10 protein-coding genes are annotated in these 18,132 nt (G+C 57.5%); 1 reads left to right on the forward strand and 9 read right to left on the reverse strand.

Annotation, left to right across the window (positions count from 1 at the left end):
- Positions 1 to 7: 7 nt before the first annotated feature.
- Genes ACR0FG_RS02930 through ACR0FG_RS02950 form a run of 5 tightly spaced genes read right to left on the reverse strand, consistent with a single transcriptional unit; the run spans position 8 to position 9,488 of the window.
- The gene (locus ACR0FG_RS02930; RefSeq protein ID WP_480889903.1) at positions 8 to 1,318 is read right to left on the reverse strand and encodes an HlyD family type I secretion periplasmic adaptor subunit; all 1,311 of its coding nucleotides are present in this window, start codon (positions 1,316 to 1,318) and stop codon (positions 8 to 10) included.
- A complete protein-coding gene (locus ACR0FG_RS02935) occupies positions 1,302 to 3,434 on the reverse strand; it encodes a type I secretion system permease/ATPase (RefSeq protein ID WP_480889905.1) in 2,133 nt (710 codons plus the stop codon). The genes ACR0FG_RS02930 and ACR0FG_RS02935 overlap by 17 nt, the downstream gene beginning before the upstream one ends.
- Complete coding sequence (locus tag ACR0FG_RS02940; RefSeq protein ID WP_480889908.1) at positions 3,431 to 4,774, reverse strand: TolC family protein; 1,344 nt, start codon at positions 4,772 to 4,774, stop codon at positions 3,431 to 3,433. The genes ACR0FG_RS02935 and ACR0FG_RS02940 overlap by 4 nt, the downstream gene beginning before the upstream one ends.
- Positions 4,761 to 5,564 (reverse strand): SapC family protein, encoded by an 804-nt coding sequence (locus tag ACR0FG_RS02945; protein WP_480889910.1) that lies wholly within the window; start codon positions 5,562 to 5,564, stop codon positions 4,761 to 4,763. Before ACR0FG_RS02945 ends, ACR0FG_RS02940 begins: the two co-directional genes overlap by 14 nt.
- Before the next feature lie 51 nt (positions 5,565 to 5,615).
- A complete protein-coding gene (locus tag ACR0FG_RS02950; protein ID WP_480889913.1) occupies positions 5,616 to 9,488 on the reverse strand; it encodes a beta strand repeat-containing protein in 3,873 nt (1,290 codons plus the stop codon).
- Between the two features lie 206 nt (positions 9,489 to 9,694).
- Here ACR0FG_RS02950 and ACR0FG_RS02955 point away from each other — a divergent pair, with 206 nt between their 5' ends.
- Positions 9,695 to 11,737, forward strand: coding sequence for a dockerin type I domain-containing protein (locus ACR0FG_RS02955; protein WP_480889914.1), 2,043 nt, complete (start codon positions 9,695 to 9,697; stop codon positions 11,735 to 11,737).
- A gap of 21 nt (positions 11,738 to 11,758) precedes the next feature.
- Here the strand turns inward: ACR0FG_RS02955 and ACR0FG_RS02960 are convergent, their stop codons facing one another.
- From ACR0FG_RS02960 to ACR0FG_RS02975, 4 genes are all read right to left on the reverse strand, one after another.
- Entirely contained in the window at positions 11,759 to 13,066 is a 1,308-nt protein-coding gene (locus ACR0FG_RS02960) for an HlyD family type I secretion periplasmic adaptor subunit (protein ID WP_170710712.1), read from the reverse strand.
- Entirely contained in the window at positions 13,066 to 14,805 is a 1,740-nt protein-coding gene (locus tag ACR0FG_RS02965) for a type I secretion system permease/ATPase (RefSeq protein ID WP_170710711.1), read from the reverse strand. Before ACR0FG_RS02965 ends, ACR0FG_RS02960 begins: the two co-directional genes overlap by 1 nt.
- 279 nt (positions 14,806 to 15,084) lie before the next feature.
- Positions 15,085 to 16,941 (reverse strand): SLC13 family permease, encoded by a 1,857-nt coding sequence (locus ACR0FG_RS02970; RefSeq protein WP_170710900.1) that lies wholly within the window; start codon positions 16,939 to 16,941, stop codon positions 15,085 to 15,087.
- A gap of 171 nt (positions 16,942 to 17,112) precedes the next feature.
- Positions 17,113 to 18,009 (reverse strand): LysR family transcriptional regulator, encoded by an 897-nt coding sequence (locus ACR0FG_RS02975; RefSeq protein WP_480889918.1) that lies wholly within the window; start codon positions 18,007 to 18,009, stop codon positions 17,113 to 17,115.
- Positions 18,010 to 18,132: the final 123 nt, after the last annotated feature.

The following is an 18,132-nucleotide window of genomic DNA, read 5'->3' on the forward strand; positions in this document are numbered from 1 at the left end:
CAGCGCGTCACTCGCGCAATGCTTCATCCTTTACCTTCAAAACAGGCTCAATCAGATAATCCAGAACAGATTTTCGCCCTGATAGGATATCGACCTCTGCAACCATGCCCGGGATAATTTCAACAGCGACCCCGCTGGCGTCAAGCATGGTGTCGGACGTTCGGATTTCAACCACAAAAACCTCCTCTTCACTGCGCTCGGACCGGGTGATTGTGTCGGCTCCGATGCGAATAATTTCCCCATCCAGGCTGCCATACCTTGCAAAGTCGTAGGCTGTGATCTTGACCTTCACGGGTTGACCAGGGTGAAGAAAGGCGATGTCTTTTGGTCGAACATAGGCTTCAACCAGCAAGCTGTCGTCCAGCGGAACGATTTCGATTAACTCTTCCCCGCCACGAGCCAACCCGCCAATTGTCGTACGATGTATCCGGTTGACGATACCCCGAACCGGGGCGCGTATCTGTGCTCGCTTTGCCCGTTCCTGCAATGCAGGCAAGGAAGGCTGCAAAGCGGCCAACTCTGCCGTGACCACCGCCAGATCGGTCAGTGCGGCGCTTCGAAACCGGCTGCGCGTGGCGCTGATCCGGTCATCGACCTCGTCCAGCCCGGTTCGAAGTCGATGAACCACCGTTTGCGCACGTGTTTTCCGGCCGAGCCACTCGGCCTCGCTGCGTCGCAAAGCCAACAGGGTCGTCGCGGGTTCCATACGTTGTTCAACCAGAGGTTCCATGAGTGCGCGTTCCTCAGCAAGAAGGGCCAGAGTTTCCGTCGCAGTTATCTGATCAACTAGACCCTCTTCATATTCCTGTTGCCGCTGTTCACGCTGACGGTCGAGAATGGTGATCTCAGCCGCAAGTTCGGCTCGCCGACCCAGAAATAGCGCAGTTTCCGACCGGACGACTTCCGGGGCACCGCGTTGCAAGTTGGGGTCAAATTTTAAGTCTGCCCCGTTGATCTCCGCTTCAAGCCGTTGCGCCCGGGCCCTGAGTCCAAAGGCGCGTTGTTGTTCCTGGCTCAATTCGCTGACAATCTGGGTCGAATCCAACTCCATCAACAAGGTCCCCGTGTCCACTGACTGACCCTCCTGCACATGCAGTGCCTGAAGAACACCTGGCTCGGTTGCTTCGATCAATTGGATATCGCCCGAAGGCACGATGCGCCCGTCGACCCGAACAACATCGTCCAACTCTGTGTATCCGGCCCAAATCCCGGCGGTTGCCAAACAAGCAAAAATAGCAAACAGCAGCAATGATCCCCGCAGTGGAGTGCGCCCTCGCATCTGGCGCGCAAGCGTCTCAAGATCAGGATGCTGCGACATTGAGGTGCCCTCTGTCGCTGCGATTGATCTGTGTAAGCAGGCTTTTGGGTCCATCGGCACCTACCTTGCCGTCTTCGATCACGATCACCCGATCAACAAGATCCAGCAGGCTGGCGCGGTGGGTGATCAGGATCAGTGTGGTATCTTGCGCGGCTTTCTTGAGCCTTTGAATGACCTTGGCTTCGGTCTTGACATCCATTGCACTGGTCGGCTCGTCCAACAGCAGAACCGGAGGTCGACCAACCATCGAACGCGCCAGAGTGATCGCCTGTTTTTGACCGCCAGACAGTCCCTCACCGCGCTCGGCCACTTGCAGATCATACCCCATCGGGTGCTGTGCAACGAAGTCCTCAACTCCTGCGATTCGCCCGGCGCGGATCAAATCCTCGTCGCTAGGGCGCACTGAACCGCTGATGATGTTGTCGCGGACTGACCCGGAGAACAGCCAAATGTCCTGTAAAACCGAACCGATACTGCGCCTTAAATCCCCTGGGTCGATCTGCCGGATGTCCAACCCGTCCATCATCACCGACCCGGCCCGAGGCTGGTAAAGCCCCAGGATCAAGCGGGCGAGGGTGCTTTTGCCTGACCCGATCTGACCGAGTATTGCGACCTTCTCGCCCGGGTTGATGTTGAACGTGACCCCTTTCAAGGCGTCCTCGGCCTGATCGGGATATGCAAAGTGGACATTGTTGAACGTGACGCCCCCATCGAATGTAGAACGGCTGATCCAGCTTTTGCCTGTCGGCCGTTCACTTTCGGCGCGCATCAATGCGTCCAGGTTACGATATGCGCTACGCGCCTGATTGACCCGAGTCAGGGTCTGCGCAAGCTGACCCAATGGGGCCAGGGCCCGACCGGTCAACATGACGGACGCTACCAAAGCTCCCATGCTAGTCTGACCTTCCATGACTAGAAAAACCCCGTAAAAGACGATAAGAACCTGCGCCGCCTGCTGCGTGAAGCCGGTGAGATTAAGCGCAAATTGTGTCACCGCACGGCTACGCGCTCCATGCTCTGACTGCTGCGCGATTGCCGCTTCCCACCGGTTGCGCATCAGACGCGCTGCAGCGGTGGTCTTGATTGTTTCAAGGCCTGTAACTGCCTCGATAAGAACAGACTGCTTGGATTGACCTTCGGCAAAGCTCCGCTCTGCCAGACGCGACAAAAAAGGTTGGATCGCTAACCCGGTAAACAAAACCACCGGCACAGCCAGGGCCGGGATCAGGGCTAAAGGGCCTCCAACCAGATAGATGGTCAAGATAAACACCGCAATGAACGGCAGATCGACCAGGGCGACGAGAGTCGCCGAGGTGAAGAACTCTCTGAGGGTCTCAAATTCACGGACTGTGCTGGCCGTGGCACCGGTGGACCCTTGCCGCGCCGTCAATTTGATGTTCAGCAAGTGATCGAATACGCGTCGCCCCACGGCCATGTCGGCCTTTTGTCCCGCTTGATCTATGAATCCGGCGCGCAGGATTTTCAGGAAAAAGTCGAACACCAGAGCAAGGCAGACACCACCGGTCAGCGCGATTAGCGACGATGTTGCCTCATTTGGCAACACCCGGTCATAAACGATCATTATGAAGACTGAGGTGGACAGGCCAAGGATATTCGTCAATGCCGCCGCGAGGGCAACCTGGCCGTAGGACCAGCGGTTTGCCAGCAACGCTGACCAAAACCAGTGCCCTTTACCACCCGCTGCGGTACGCGATGTCTCGAAACGGTGCTCAGGCCTGAACAAAAGCGAATATCCCGTATAGGAATCGCGAAGCTTTTGCTCGGAAATTTCACCAACACCATCCCCCATTGCAGGGTCGAAGATCTTCATTTCCCCATGCCGGGCTCGCCCGAGGTAGACAATGGCGCGGTCGCCTTCAAGCAACAGAATTGCAGGAATCAGCGTATCATCCAAGGCGCACAACTTCTGCGCTCCGAAACCAACCTGCAATCCTGCGCGCCGACCTGCCTCGATCGCATCCCGAACCGTCAAATCCCCGAACGGACCCGATTGCGCATCATGCAGGGCAGCCAGGGTCAGAGGTCTGTCCAGGGTTTTCCCGATGTGTATCATGCAGGATTCCAGTGCGGTCATCGTGTGGGGTGTGTCGGTCATCGTGAACCATCCCAGGGTTTCAGAACCACGCCCAGCAGGTCCAGAATATCGCCGGTCAGGCTGAGCGCTGCATAGTTCGTCAGAAAAGAGTTATGTTCAGCGAGGATCAGCCGTTCCTGCGCATTCACATAATCCCGCTGCGCATCCAGAATCTCGATCATGCTTCTACGCCCGATCGAGAACTGCGCGCGTGCGGCGGTGACGCTGTCTGCATTGGCTCTAGCTGCGATCCGGGCTTCGCGCAGCCTTTCGGCCCCGGCTTGCTGATCGGATCGGATGAAACTGAGTTCGCGTTCGATATCCCGGATCAGTTGTTCACGCGCAGCCTGTGACTGAGCGACCTGCGCATCTGAGGCAGCAATCGCCGCACGACGTTGGCCGGTGCTGTCGATCTGGTAATTCACAGCAAGATCCAAGCCAAAGTTGGCATCCCGAGACCTGTCCTGATTGGCGAAAGCGGCCACACGAATTTCGGGATTGCGCCGCGCGCGTGCGGCGGCTTGTTCGGCCACGGCGGCCAGAACCGCGGCTTCGGCCTGCCGTATCTGCGGGCTGTCCATGATGATCTGTGTGTCGTTACGTTGCAAATCCGGTGCGGCGACGGGTAAAGGTAATCGACCCGGTGCGGCCCCAAAAATCTCGCGGTACCGCGCTTCGGCCCGATCCGTGCGCGCTTTTGCATCCGCAAATCGGGTGCGCGCATCGGCGGCACGGGATCGGACAATCATCAGGTCGGCGGTTGAGCCTGCGCCTTTGGCGACACGTTCCGCCACTTGCTGTTCGATATCTTCGTGAAAAGTGACGTTATCGCGGGTGATCTCAAAAACCTCTCTGCGGTTCAGTACCAGAACATAGGTTTCTATCGCCGCCAATGCCGTGGCGGATGCGGTCTGCAGCTGACTACCGCGGCTCTCCAGGATACGCGCCCGGGCGGCCGTCAGGTTTCCGGCCGCCGCGCCACCGTCATAGACAAGCTGAGAAACCCGCAAATAAGGGGACAAGTCGGCCAGGTCAGACGCAATCCGTTCGGATCGCGCATTGAGGCCCAGCGAAATCTGCGGCAAAAACTCTCCTTTTGCCGCGTCCCGGTTGGCCCGAGCGATATCAAGCTCTGTATCGCTCTGCGTCAAAGCGGGGCTGGTCTGAACGGCGGTCCGAATCCGTTTTCCAAACTCGCTTTGCATCAGAGGGGTCGAAGTTTGAGCGGCTCCCGACCCTGTCGTTCCCGCAGCAAAGGACATTTCGACCCTTGCCAGATCAGGTCCGCGTGAACAGGCGGTAACGAAGGTAAATATCAGCATGGAAACCACTGATTGAATGATGTTTCTAACCCGCAGCATGAGTAATCTCCGACCCCAATGGGGGCTGGCTCGCGTCTTGGCCCATCGCGCTGATAAAGTTCTTCAATTCCTCGCTGAGTTGCTTGGTTGCGGGGGCCTGATGCTGAACCCGGCATAACCATCCACAATGTGACAGCGATACATGGTGGGCATGTATCAGCTGTAGCGCGCCGCTGTTCATCAAGGTCGAAATCTGGTTTTGCGACAACCGCGACAAACGATCATGATCTACTGTCAGCGCATTCCCAGGCAATGGAACACCGTCAAAGGTGTCGAGCGGAGAAAACAGACCCTGACGGGCGATCTTTTGGCATAACCGCCGTGTTTCTAACGCGGCGCTCTCGCATTTCTGCAGAAACGAGCGAACCGCGCAGAGGTCGGGGGTCAACTGACCAGAGTTGGTGAAAAAGCGCTCAGCCTTTGGATCCCGTGTGATCAACCCGGATGATTCATCTACCAGTAGAACAGAGGTTTTGTGCGCAGATTGACCTGGGCCTGCTTTGAACGGGTAGCATCGCAGTTGCGACGGGATGTAAAACCCCAACCACCTGCCATCTTCAGAGATCAACGGGGATTGCTGATCTGATCTCAGAGACAGGATGGCCACTGGCTCGATCTGGTTTCCGGTTTTCCGAAAAACGACAGGAAACGAAGCTGCTGCAGGCAGAACCTCAGCGGCGGTGATCGGGCAATCCCGCAAGTTTCTGGCAAAGTCGTACGAGGTGAAGCGTCGCCAATAAAGGTCGCGATGCCGCGTAAGATTTACTGGAAAAAGGCCGTTCTGTGCCATGGAAATCCCTTGCAAAAAGGATGGGGCGACATTTGCCGCATCCGTTTTCTGTCAGGCCGACGCCCCGGTGGGGTCAGTCAGCAAAATATTATCGGCATGGAATGTGCTCAGGTCCGACAGGCCATCAAACTCCGCCATTTTCTCGACCGTCGCCGTGTTAGCCCCCGTGTAGTTGACTTTGACAAGCGCGCTGTCGATTCCGTCGGTCACCAGTGCGTAAATCTCGTCGCCTGATTGCGCACCTGTCAGAGTCTCAGCCGCCGTTGCGATCGTATCTTCATTCAGGTTCGTCAATCGGGTGCTGAATCCAACGAAGCCGGTGTTTGCACCGAGGCTGTCCCCAGTCCCAAGGGTCTCGACAACGGTTCCGTTTCCGCGCAGCGTATTGGGGTCAAGGCCGCTGAATATGATCGCGTCAGACACATTTGCTGCCGGACCAAGATTGAACCCGGTTATCGTATCGATCCCGTTGTCGTTCGGGTCGGCCTCAAGCACCAGAATGTCACGCCCTGCACCACTCAGGTCGATTGTGTCGTCACCGCCGCCGCCACGGATAACATCGTCGGTTTGCGTGCCGGCCATCATATCGGTCCCGTCGGTTCCAAAGACGATCCGGGTCGGTCCGCCCTGTGGGGATGTCAGCTGCAACTCAATCGGTTTGCTAGCGTCCTGAACTGTCATCTCAAACGTCACGAGCGGTTGCGAAAGATCGCTGATGCTGATCGCAGCGCCACCAAACCGGACCGGGTTTCCACTGTGATTGACAGAGAAAATTGTTAGATCCGCGTGTTTCACATCCGAACCCGCGTTGAATGTGATCACCGATGAATCAAATCCCAGATCCGCGTCAAAGGCCAGCCCGCTTGATACGTCACGGTCGGGATCTGCATAGATAGCGAATGTGACAGTTGATCCGCTTTGTCCGACTTCACTGATAATGTAAGGTGCGGGTGTGTACGCGATAACCTGATCCGTCACCGGTGTCGGGTCCGGTCCGCCAACAACCGTCGCAGTCGCTGAGATATTCATTGCATCCCCCGCCGTGAGCCCCGAGAATGCAGTGCCCGAAATATTTGCGCTCCATGTGCCATTTGCCGCAACTGTTGCCGTGCCCGCTGAGTTCCCGTTGAGGGTTACGTTGATCACCTGGCCGGCTGTCAGACCGACGGCGGTGCCGGAAACTGTCAGGCCATTGTTCTGGGCATCGGCCAGTGGAACCGCGTCGTTTGATCCGATGGGATTCAGGCGCAGGATAGGTCGGAAATCTGTGGTGAAACTTGCCGTGGCATCGCTGGCGGCGTTGCCGTTGGCGTCTTGGACAGACGCCGTAACCGTGATGTTGCTTGCATCCGGCAAGGCAGTCAGGTCTGCCGTTGGGACGGCTACGCTCCAACTGCCGCCCGAAACCAGTGCCGCATAGTCTCGCCCGCCTAAGTTCACCGTAACGCTCTGGCCATCCTCCGCAGATGTCGTGCCTGACACTGTCAGGTCCGCTCCGCGCTCTTCCACATCCAGTTGGGCGCCGACTGAGAGTGGGCTCAGCGTGATGGTCGGGGCGGTGAAATCGGTTTCGATGCTGGTGCTGGCGGTGCTGCGGTTGCCTGCGGCATCAGTGACGGCAGCGTTCACGCTGTAGGTCTCATCATCCTGCAGGTCGCCCAAGCTGGCTGCTGGCGCGGTAAAGGTCCATGCTCCACCGTTGACCGTGGCCGTTCCGCTAACGTCAACCGTATTGTCGGGCCTCGCGAGTTCGACGGTGATGACGGTGCCGTCGGGTGCATCCGAGGTTCCGTTGACGATCAGATCCGTAGCGCGTTCCGACAGGTTCATGACCGACCCGTCCGGCAAGGGTGAAATCGTCAGAGTTGGCGCGGTAAAATCTGTATCAAAGCTGCCCGAAGCCTGCGCGGCAGGGTTGCCCGCCGCATCCGAGACATTTGCCGTTATATTGATGGTCGCACCGTCCGGCAGATTGCTAAGTCGTGCCGCCGGAACAGTGATCGACCAAGCTCCCCCTGACACCGATCCCAGATATGTTTCCCCGTTCAGGTTCACTGTGACGGTCTGATTGTCTTCGGCGTTGGTTGTACCTGTAATTGTCAGATCTGTGCCGCGCTCGGCAGCGTTCAGCACCGTTCCGTGCGAGAACCCGTCGATGCTCAAACCGGGGGCGGTAACGTCTTTGGACAGCACAATATCGGCCTGAGGCGCGTTGAGACCGTCGCTGTCGGCAACATCCGCAGTCAGGGTGAAACTACCCCCATCCGCCAGCGCGCCCAGATCGGCGCTTGGGATCGTCACGGTCCACGCCCCCGAGGACACCGTTCCGGAATAAGTCTGCCCGTTCACTGTGACGGTGACCTGCTGCCCGTCCGGTACATTCCCGGTGAGCCCGCTTACCGTGAGATCCGACGCGACCTCCGCCGCGTTCAGGACAGCGCCAACAGTCAACGGCGTGATGGAAATTGATGGACCGGTCAGATCGACGGGCACCGATGCCGTGGCAGACGTTGCCGGGTTACCGGCCTGATCACTGGTCGTGGCGCTGACTGCGACGGGCGAGCCCGTGGTCAAATCGGCCAGATCGGCATTCGGGATTGTCACGCTCCAGTTTCCACCCGAAGCGGTTCCGGTATAATCGCGCCCTTGGAATGTCACTGTGACGGCCTGACCATCTTCGGCGGTTGTTGTGCCCGTCAGCGTCAGATCCCCCTGCACATCAACAAGATCAATCGACCCTCCGGCCACTGGGTCGAGTGTCAGGGTTGGGGCTGTGAAATCGGTGTCGAAACTGTCGCTGGCTTGAACCGACGGGTTCCCCGCTCGATCTGAAACATCAGCGGTTACGGTGATTGTGGCCCCGTTCGGAAGCGAAACCAGATCGGCAGAGGGTATGGTCGCGGTCCAGTTCCCGCCCGATGCCGCGCTGGTATGGGTTTGTCCGTTTACAGTAACCGTTACGGTTTGTCCGTTTTCCGCGTCCGTAGTGCCCGAGATAACTAAATCTGTGCCTTGTTCCGCAGTGCTAAGCACATCGCCGCCTGAAATTGCGGATATGGTCACAATTGGAGGGATGGTATCCACATCAAAGCGCGCGGTTCCGGTCGAAAGTTCGATGCCGTCGGCGTCCAGAGCCCTGACTGTGATATCTGCAGCACCTTGTGGCAGCGCCGCTGCTTCGGCTGCGGTCAGAGAAATGCGCCAGCTTCCGTCCAGATCGGGTGCCACGGATTTGGTCAATGACCCGATTGTGACCTCTATCGCTGAGGTACCGTCGGGGGCTGAAACGTCGGTGCTGATGTTGTTGAGCGCGTTGGCCTGCAATTCAGCCAGATTCAAGATGGGAAGGCTGGGCGCAGGCGGGGTAGTTGCTGGTTCGCGATCTCCGCCACCCGGTTGTGTCGACTTGGATCTGTCGTCGCCATTATCTCCGCCGCCTCCGCCACCGCCCGCAGCTGCTGCGGCACCAGCCACGCCCAGGCCGCCCAACACCAGACCGGTGCTGCTGATACCGCTGGCTGTTGCAGCTGCGCCGGCCTCGGCAGCGGCACCAAATTGCGCGATTTGGCTGACCGCCTCGCCGGCCACCATGATCGCGCCATTATCAAGGATCTGAACGTCTTCCGCATCGACAACCAACGTGCGGCCATCCATCATTTTCAACTGGACATCGCCATTCGCCAAGAGCTTTGCGGACCGCACACCGGGGATTGCGTCAACAAACTGAAAGATATCAAGCTGGGCCGACGTGGCCTGAGCCAATGCAGGTAAAGCCATCAGCATTGAGCCCAGCCCCCCGATTAGACCCCGCCCGGCCCATCGCTGCAATTTATCATCCAGCCATCCGCGGATATGTTTTGTGCGCTCGGCATCGGGCAGGCCGTCCACGGTCGCGTCTTTGTTCGAAACGGGTTCTTTGGTCATCTCGCCCCTCGCAGTTGGCGTTCGCAAGCAACCGGACAACGTAACGTTTTGTTCATCCATATCTTTGCCGGGTGTCTCATGCGGACGGTCCAGAAAATTCGAGTTAAAGTGGAGCTGAAATCCTTTGTTTCACCACATTCCTGTTCTGTTTCTGGTCCGAGGCTCAGGGCATCCTTTTCTTGGTGCCAGAGGTGGCACGGGGATGGATGACGATGATGCTTCAGTTCGAAAGAGTGGTGGCAACGGGGACCGCAGCGCTCGATTCAGGTATCGGCGATACGGCTTTAAAAACGTTTAACGGCGAAACGTATCTCTACAGCATGACTGGTTTGGGCGGCGGTATCGTTTCCTGGCGGTTGGTCGATGGGGCCGGGCCGCAGGTCGTGGACCAGCAGTATTACGGGGTAACGATCACCAACCAGATTTCCCGCAGCGGCACGCCCGTGACTTTGGCTGGGCAGGACCATCTGATTCTGGATGTTGATACTGCCACCGGGCTTGTCAGCTATGATCTGAACTCTGACGGCAGCGTGGGCGAATTGCAGGAAACCGATAGGCTAACGGGTGGTGGAGACATTTCGGCTGCCGTGCAAATCTCGGGCGACTTGATAACACTGGCGCATACCGACAGCGGCCGTATCGGAACCTATCGTGTCAACGGCGATGGGTCTCTGAGCGTTGCCGGAACAGTCGCTGGGCGGGCGGATGTGCTTCAGGTGCTGCAGTCCGGTGCAGGTCAGTTCGTTGTGGCCGCAGACACTGCCAACAGCACCATAACCACCTTCAGTGTTAACGCAGGCAACGGTGTTCTGGCGGAAGTTGCCGAAAATACCGCATTCGAGACTCTGGGCATCAATGCACCGACCGCGGTTGAAGTGGTCGAGGCTTTTGGTAAATCCTGGGTCGTCGTTGCCAGCGCGGGCAGCAACTCTCTGAGCGTCATGAGGTTGGGCAGTGACGGGCGGCTGACCCCCACAGATCATGTTCTGGATTCGCTGCACACCCGGTTCGAATCGGTGCAGGATCTTGCGATGGTCGAGGTCAGCGGGCGTGTTTTTATCGTCGCCGGAGGGGGGGATGATGGCATCACCCTGTTCACCATGACGCCGGATGGTCAGTTGATACACCTCGACAGCTTTGCCGACACGCTGGCAAGCGGGTTGCAGAATGTGGAAACCCTTAGCGCTGTTCAGATCGGAGATGAGTTACAGATATTTGCAGCGTCACAACAGGATGCCGGGCTGACACAGCTCAGCGTCTCGCTGGCAGATCTGGGTGAGGTGCGGCAGGGCTTTGGAACGGTCAATGGTACATCAGGCGATGATATGCTGCGAGGTGGTGTTCTGGCCTCTACGCTGAATGGCGGGGCCGGTGACGATATCCTGATAACCGGAACCAGCGCCACAACAATGACCGGAGGGGCCGGTGCTGACATCTTTTTTCTGCGTCACGGCAGCGGCCAAACCACGATCACTGACTTTCAGGCAGGGACCGACAAGCTTGATCTGTCCGATTTCTGGCTGCTGCGTTCTCCGGCCCAACTCGATTTTACATCCACCGCGACAGGGGCCCGGATTCAGTACCGGGGCGAGAGTATTGACATCACCTCGGCCAATGGCGCGTCTTTGACCAGCGGGGATATCTTCGGGCTAGGTTTTGATGGACCAGATCGCGTCCCGATCGTGATAAGCAACGGGCCAGACAGCAACGCAGCAACCGGGGTATTGGGTGCGGTGTCGCTGGATTCGCGTTCGACCAATCCGGCGTTGGCCGGGGCCGAGGTTCGATTTACACCGGACGGGGGCGAAGCCCTTACGGCACAGGCCAATGCGCAGGGTGAATTTGAATTGGATATCCCGGACGGCACATTTTCCGGCGATCTTGAGATTGTAAAGTCTTACTCAACCGCCAGCGGCGAGATATCCGCACTGGATGCGCTGCAGGTTTTGAGGATTGCAATCGGCCTTGATCCGACTTTTGGCCCACCGTCGGCGGAAAACCTGATTGCAGCCGATATCAACCGCGACGGGACAGTCGGCGCGCTGGATGCGCTGGTCGTTCTTCAGAATGCGCTGGGGATGACAACTCGGCATGACGCCGAATGGGTGTTTCTGGATGACGATGCCGATCTGTCGGGCATTACCCGAACCAATGTCGTCTACGAAACCGGGACAAGGGTTACTGTTACCGATGGCGAATTTACGACTGACATGACGTCAATTCTGCTGGGCAATATCGAACCAGTGTGACGGCTTGCGCGTGCCGGGAATCTACTCCCGGAACGCGCGATAGAAATAGTCCGCTAGCGGTTTGACCAGATAAGACAGGGGTGTACGCTCATCCGTTTTTATCATCGCCTCAACCGGCATTCCGGGTAGCAATTCCTGCCCGTTGAGCAATTCAATCTGCCCTTCATCCGGGACCACCTCGGCTCGGTAGAAGGTAAAGCCAGTCTTTTCATCGGTAAACGTATCCGCCGACACGGTCATGACCTGCCCGTTCAACTCAGGCGTTTCGCGCTGGTTGAATGCAGGAAAGCGCAGCGCGACCTCTTGTCCTCGATGCAGCTGATCGGCATGTAGGGCATCGACGCGCGCGGCCACCAGCAGGGGCGTGTCCTGTGGCACGACATAAAGCATGGGCTCCCCCGGCTGGATAACGGATTGAAGCGCAAATACCTGACTGTCATAGACGGTCCCGGCGACGGGCGCGCGGATATCCAGGCGCGAAAGGCGCTCATTCAGAGACAGACGCCGTTCGGCCAATTCCACGACCCGCGCCTGAACATCGCGCAGCTGAGTGATCGCCTCTTCGCGGCGCGCAGCGTTCAATTCGACGATCCGGATCTCGGTGCTCGATATCTCACCCTCGAGACGCGCGATTGCTGATTCCAGCCGCCCGATTTCACCCAGCAGGCTGGCTTCCTCGCGTTGAAGCGCCGATACCCGACTGGCTTGTGTCAGACCGCGCTCCAACAAACCTTCCTGATCCTTCAACTCGCTTTGGATCAGTTCAACTTGCGTTCGTAGCGAGACCAGTTGCGCCTCGGTCCCGTCGATTTCGTTTTGGATCTGGGTGGTTTGTTTTCCAAGCTGATCGGTTTGTTGTGCCAGCGTTTCCAAGCGCGCGCCGAACAGACGTTCCTGACCCGCCAACAGATCGGGCGAGATCTTCTCTCTGGACTGCAGGTCTTTTAGCCGGTCCACCAACTCTGCTGCATCGGCGCCATCGCGTTCCGCCTCGAGCCGGGTCATACGAGCCAGCAGTTCGAACAACTGCGATTCAACGATGATCTTTTCCGAAGCCAGAAATGTGTCGTCCAGACGCAAAAGCATGTCGCCTTGCGCAACGACATCACCATCGCGCACAAAAATCTCGCCGACGACGCCTCCGTCGGGATGTTCAACCACTTGTCGGTTGCTTTCAACTTCGATTACGCCTTGGGAAATAATCGCGCCCGCAAGTTCGGTCCGAACGCTCCACACCCCTAGGCCCAAGACCAATACCGCCAGTGCGGCCAGACCAACGGTGGCCGGAATCGTAATGCTCCAGGCAGGTTTGTTCACTGACTTTGCCATTATTCACCCACTTTGTTCAGGTGTCGTTTGATGACATTTGCGTTTTGAACCATGGTGTTCAAGACTTCGTCCCGGCTACCGGATTTGACGATCTGACCCTTTTCGACAACGACCAGATCATCGCATTCGGAAATCGCCTGTGGCCGGTGCGTCATGATGATGACCGATTTGCCGGCGGCCTTGAACTCGCGGACGGCGTTGTTCAAAGCCATGGTTCCATCCGCATCAAGGGCCGAGTTCGGTTCATCCAAAATTAGCAGCACAGGATTGCCATACAGCGCACGCGCAAGGGCAATTCTCTGTTTCTGGCCGCCCGATAGCTGACTGTCATTACCTTCCAGAAATGTGTCATAGCCCTTTTCCAGCCCAAGGATCAGCTCGTGCGCGTTTGCCGTTTTCGCGGCGGCGACAACGGCATCTGGATCGGGATGGTCCGACATTCGGGCGATATTCTCGGCAACCGTTCCGTTAAACAATGTCACCTGTTGCGGCAGATATCCGATATGCTGACCCAGGGCGTCAGGGTCATATTGGTCCAGCGTGGCGCCGCCCAAACGTATCTCGCCTGCTGCGGGGCTCCACAGGCCCAGTAGAGCCTTGGCCAAAGTAGTCTTGCCCGACCCGCTTTTGCCTATCACACCCAGCGCCTTGCCAGGTTCAAGTTTCAACGAAGCGTTCCGCAGGGTGGGCGTGGAAATGCCGGGCGGGACGACAGTCAGTGATTTGGCCTCAAGATGCGCCTTTGGAACCGGCAGTCTGGTGCGTTTCTGTTCTGGTGGAGTGTTGTCGAGAAACTTGTTCAGGCTCGTCCATGCGGTCCGCGCGCGCTCGATCATCGACCATTGACCAACGGCCATTTCAATCGGAGCCAGTGCCCGACCCAAAAGGATGGTTCCGGCGATCATTGCGCCCGCAGTCATTTCGTTGCGCAACACCAGCAGCGCACCCAATGCAAGCATGGCGGATTGTAGAAACAGGCGCAACGACTTGGTCAGAGACGTAAAGCTGCCGGTCCAGTCATTTGCGGAAATGGTCTGTGACAACGCCTCGGTCCGCTGTTTGAGCCAGCGTTTGGAGACGTCTTCCTGCATCCCTTGCGAGCGGACAACTTCAGCCGCCTGACGGGCGTGTTCTGAAAAAGAATTTGCCCGGGCCGATGCCACCTGCGCCTCGGCAACCTTGCGATGGGTCAGGGCCTGGTTCAGAAGCGCGATGATCACAAGCAATGACCCGCCCGCGACGGCCAACCAACCAAGCAGCGGATGGAACAGGAAAATCGCCGCCAAAAAGATTGGCGTCCATGGGATATCCATCACGGCCAGCAAAACAGGCGAAGCGCAGAGTGAGCGGATCGCTTCCAGATCGCGCAGCGCGGTGGCGGGCGCCGATCTGATCTGCGGGAACAGGGCGCGCCGCATCGTGGCTTCGAACACGCGTTCGTCCAGCGAAGACTGAAACCGCGCGCCGAATCTGGCCACTATTCGCCCCCGGGCATAGTCCAGCATCGCCATAAGCGCATAGAGCAGCGCCACCAACAGAAACAGCGCCGCCAGCGTTTCGACCGATCGGGATCCCAGAACCCGGTCATAGACCTGAAGCATGAATAGTGGCCCGGTCAGCATCAGAAGGTTCACGAAAATGCTGAACAGAAAAGCGAGGCTCAGAAAATTCAGCCCCTGATTTCGTGCTTTGCGCAACTCATTCAACGGTTGCGCAGAGGATTGGTTCTTCGATTTCACGAGCTGATGCCCCCGGTAGTTCGTAGGTCGAACGCGTTAAAAGCCATGGCTATTGGTACTTATACCACAAGGCGACCCGACATTGCCGTGCGTTTATATCCATCCGCCATTTCCTGAACAACGGGCCTTTCGCTGCTGAAACTACCCGTCGGCGGAGTTTGCAACCCCGATCAGGCGGGATCATGCCGAAGCGACCGGGGGAGATCGCACCATAGGGCGACGTCTGATCCCGCAAGTTCGCGCGAAAGGCGAGTTTCACCTTTGGCGTGCGCCGACGCATCAATACAACAGGTTCAGCATCACCAGCGAGACCACAAGAAACAGGAGCGTCATTACCCCTCCGGAACGAACAAAGTCCATCACTTTGTATCCTGCGGGTCCCATGATCAGCGCGTTCACCTGATGAGTTGGAATGATAAAGCTGTTTGACGTCGATATCGCCACGGTCAGCGCAAAAAGCGCCGGGCTGGCCCCCGCAGCAACTGCGATGGAAACGGCCAAGGGAACCAGCAATACCGTCGCCCCGACATTCGACATCACCAGCGAGAATGCGGTGGCGAGAATTGCGACACCGGCCTGAAGCGACCAGGTTGGCCAGCCATCCAGAATGATCATGATCTGTTGCGCAATCCATGCAGCCGTTCCGGTATTTTGTACCGCTTGCCCCAGCGGAATAAGACAGGCCAATAGAAACACCGTATTCCAACCGACCGCACGATAGGCTTCGTCAACGCTTAGTACGCGGGTCAGCATCATGCCCGCGGCGCCGGTCAGCAGGCACAGAGACAGGCGCACATCGGTAAACAGGATCAGCGACAGCGAGATGACAAAGAACGCCAGCGCCCATCCCACTTTCTGCGGTCGCAGCTCGTCGCGTGGAAAATCAGATGTCACGACCACGAAGTCGGGATCGCGGGTAATCCGCAGCAGGTTGTCCCAACGGGTATGGGCCACCAGCATGTCCCCAGCGTGAAACTTTTCCAGCCCGATCTGCGTGGATTCGTGCGTGTCAGTTTCAACATGGCTGAGCGTCTCTTCGCCGCGGTGAATGGCCAGCAGGGACATGCCGTAGGTTTTTCGAAACAGCAATTCGCGCGGGCATTTTCCGATCAGTTTGCTGTCCGGTGTCAAAACAACCTCGGCGATGCCCGCGTTGGTGGGGGCAAATTCTTCGACGAAAACATCCAGTTCCGGCAGAACTTTCAAGCCGAATTTCTTAGCGAACTCTTCAACAACCCAGCGCCTGCCGATGATGGCCAGACGACAAGGCGCGGCGATTTCGGCGGTCAGAACCTGAACCATGGATGTCTTGCCGCGATAGAATGTCGAGATGATATACAGATGGTTTTCATGATTGATATCGGCCAGAATCTGCCCCACCAAAGGGCTTTCCGCTGGCACGATCACTTCGAACACATCCGCCTTGAGCCCATAGACCCGTTGCAGATATTCCTGCGTCCCCTGGCTGCTGCCGGTGTTGTCCGAGCCGGTATCCCCGGGCAGAACCCAACGGCCCAGCAAAAGGAAATACCCGATCCCCGTAAGGATCAGAACGGCCCCGATCGGTGTTACCGAAAACAGGCCGAACGGCTCCATTTTCTGGCTTTCAGGCAGGCCCTCATTCGCTGTCTGGATCAGGTCGTTCAACAGGATAAGCGGGGATGAGCCGACCATGGTCATCGTTCCGCCCAAAATCGCGCAGAATCCCATAGGCATCAGCAGACGGGACAGAGGAATGCCGGACCGCGACGAGATTCGGCTGACAACCGGCAGGAACAAGGCGGCGGCACCCACATTTTGCATGAACGATGAAATGACCCCAACCGTACCGGACACGATCGGGACAACCCGCTTTTCAGACTTGCCGCCATATTTGAGAATAACCGAGGCCACCTTGTTCATGATGCCTGTCTTGTCGAGCCCGGCCCCGACAATCATGACAGCAATGATCGAGATGACGGCATTCGATGCAAACCCGTCGAACAAGTGTGGTACATTTGCAAGGTTTTCGAGGCCCGGCGCGTAGCTTAACAGACCGATCAGAACCAGAACCAGTATGGCCGAAAGGTCAATTCGGACGATCTCGGACACAAACAGAAAAACGGTAAAGGCCAGAAGGGCGCAGACCACGCCCATCTCGAAAGAAAACGCCAATTGTTCCACGAAACCACCTGAATACGGTACTTAAAGGGTAATAAGAACATTTAGGCAATCCTTGATTGCTTGTCATTAACTTTTGATATTCAAGCACATTATGGAACAATATTACCCGGTGGGGTGTGCTGGAATGGTGTGATCGCTCAGTGTTCAACGCAGGCCCGGAGTTTCCCTGAGCCTGGTCCGTGCAAAGTCAATGAAGCTGCGAATTTTGGCGGGTGCGCGTCGCCCTTCGGTATGAACCAGATGGATCGGCAGCGGTGCGGGTTCGAACTCTTCGAGAACGGGGATCAATGTTCCGTCCGAAATGTCGGGCGCAACCTGATAGGATAGAACCTGGCATAACCCCCATCCGTTGCGTGCGACTGAAATGGACGCGGCGATGCTGCTGACCGACAGGCGTGGCCTGATCCGGACGACATCCTGCAAATCGCGGCCAAACCGCCATTCCACATTCGGGCTGACCGGGGCCGCGGACACAATCTGATGAGTCTGCAAATCTGCGGGTTCCCGGGGTGCCCCGCATCTCGACAAATAGTCCGGTGAGGCACAGATGACGCGCCGGACCTGACCGACGCGAACCGCAGACAACCCCGAGGATGGCAGCGCGCCGATGCGGACCGCCAGGTCAAAGCCTTCCTCGACCATGTTCACGACGCGATCAAGCATTACAACTTCGGCGCTCATCCCCGGATACAGATCCAGAAAATCGGTCAGAATGGGCGCAACGTAGATGCGCCCAAATTCATTTGGGCAGGTGATCCGCAACTGACCAACCGGGTTGGTTGCCGCCCCCTTTGCTGCATCATCTGCGGCTTGAAGCTGGGCCAGAACGTGCCTTGCGTCATCAAGATAGGCCTTGCCGACTTCGGTCAGACGCACGCGGCGGGTGGTGCGCGTGAACAGCCGCGCCCCCAGTCGTTCCTCCAGCGCATTGACCCCTCGGGTTGCCGATGGCGCGCTGAGCCCAAGGCTGCGTGCGCCAGCGGCAAAACTCTGTGCATCGGCGACCGCGATAAAAACCTCTAATGCCTGTAGCCGGTCCATGGTGCGTTGCCTCACATTGATATCAAAAAGAGAAATAATGTATTTCAAAATGAACATATTCATTCGAATTGCGGAGTAAACTATTTCTGCTGGTACGCAAAGTTGAGCGACCCATTCATGCCA

This window comes from Ruegeria sp. E1 (assembly GCF_056534225.1).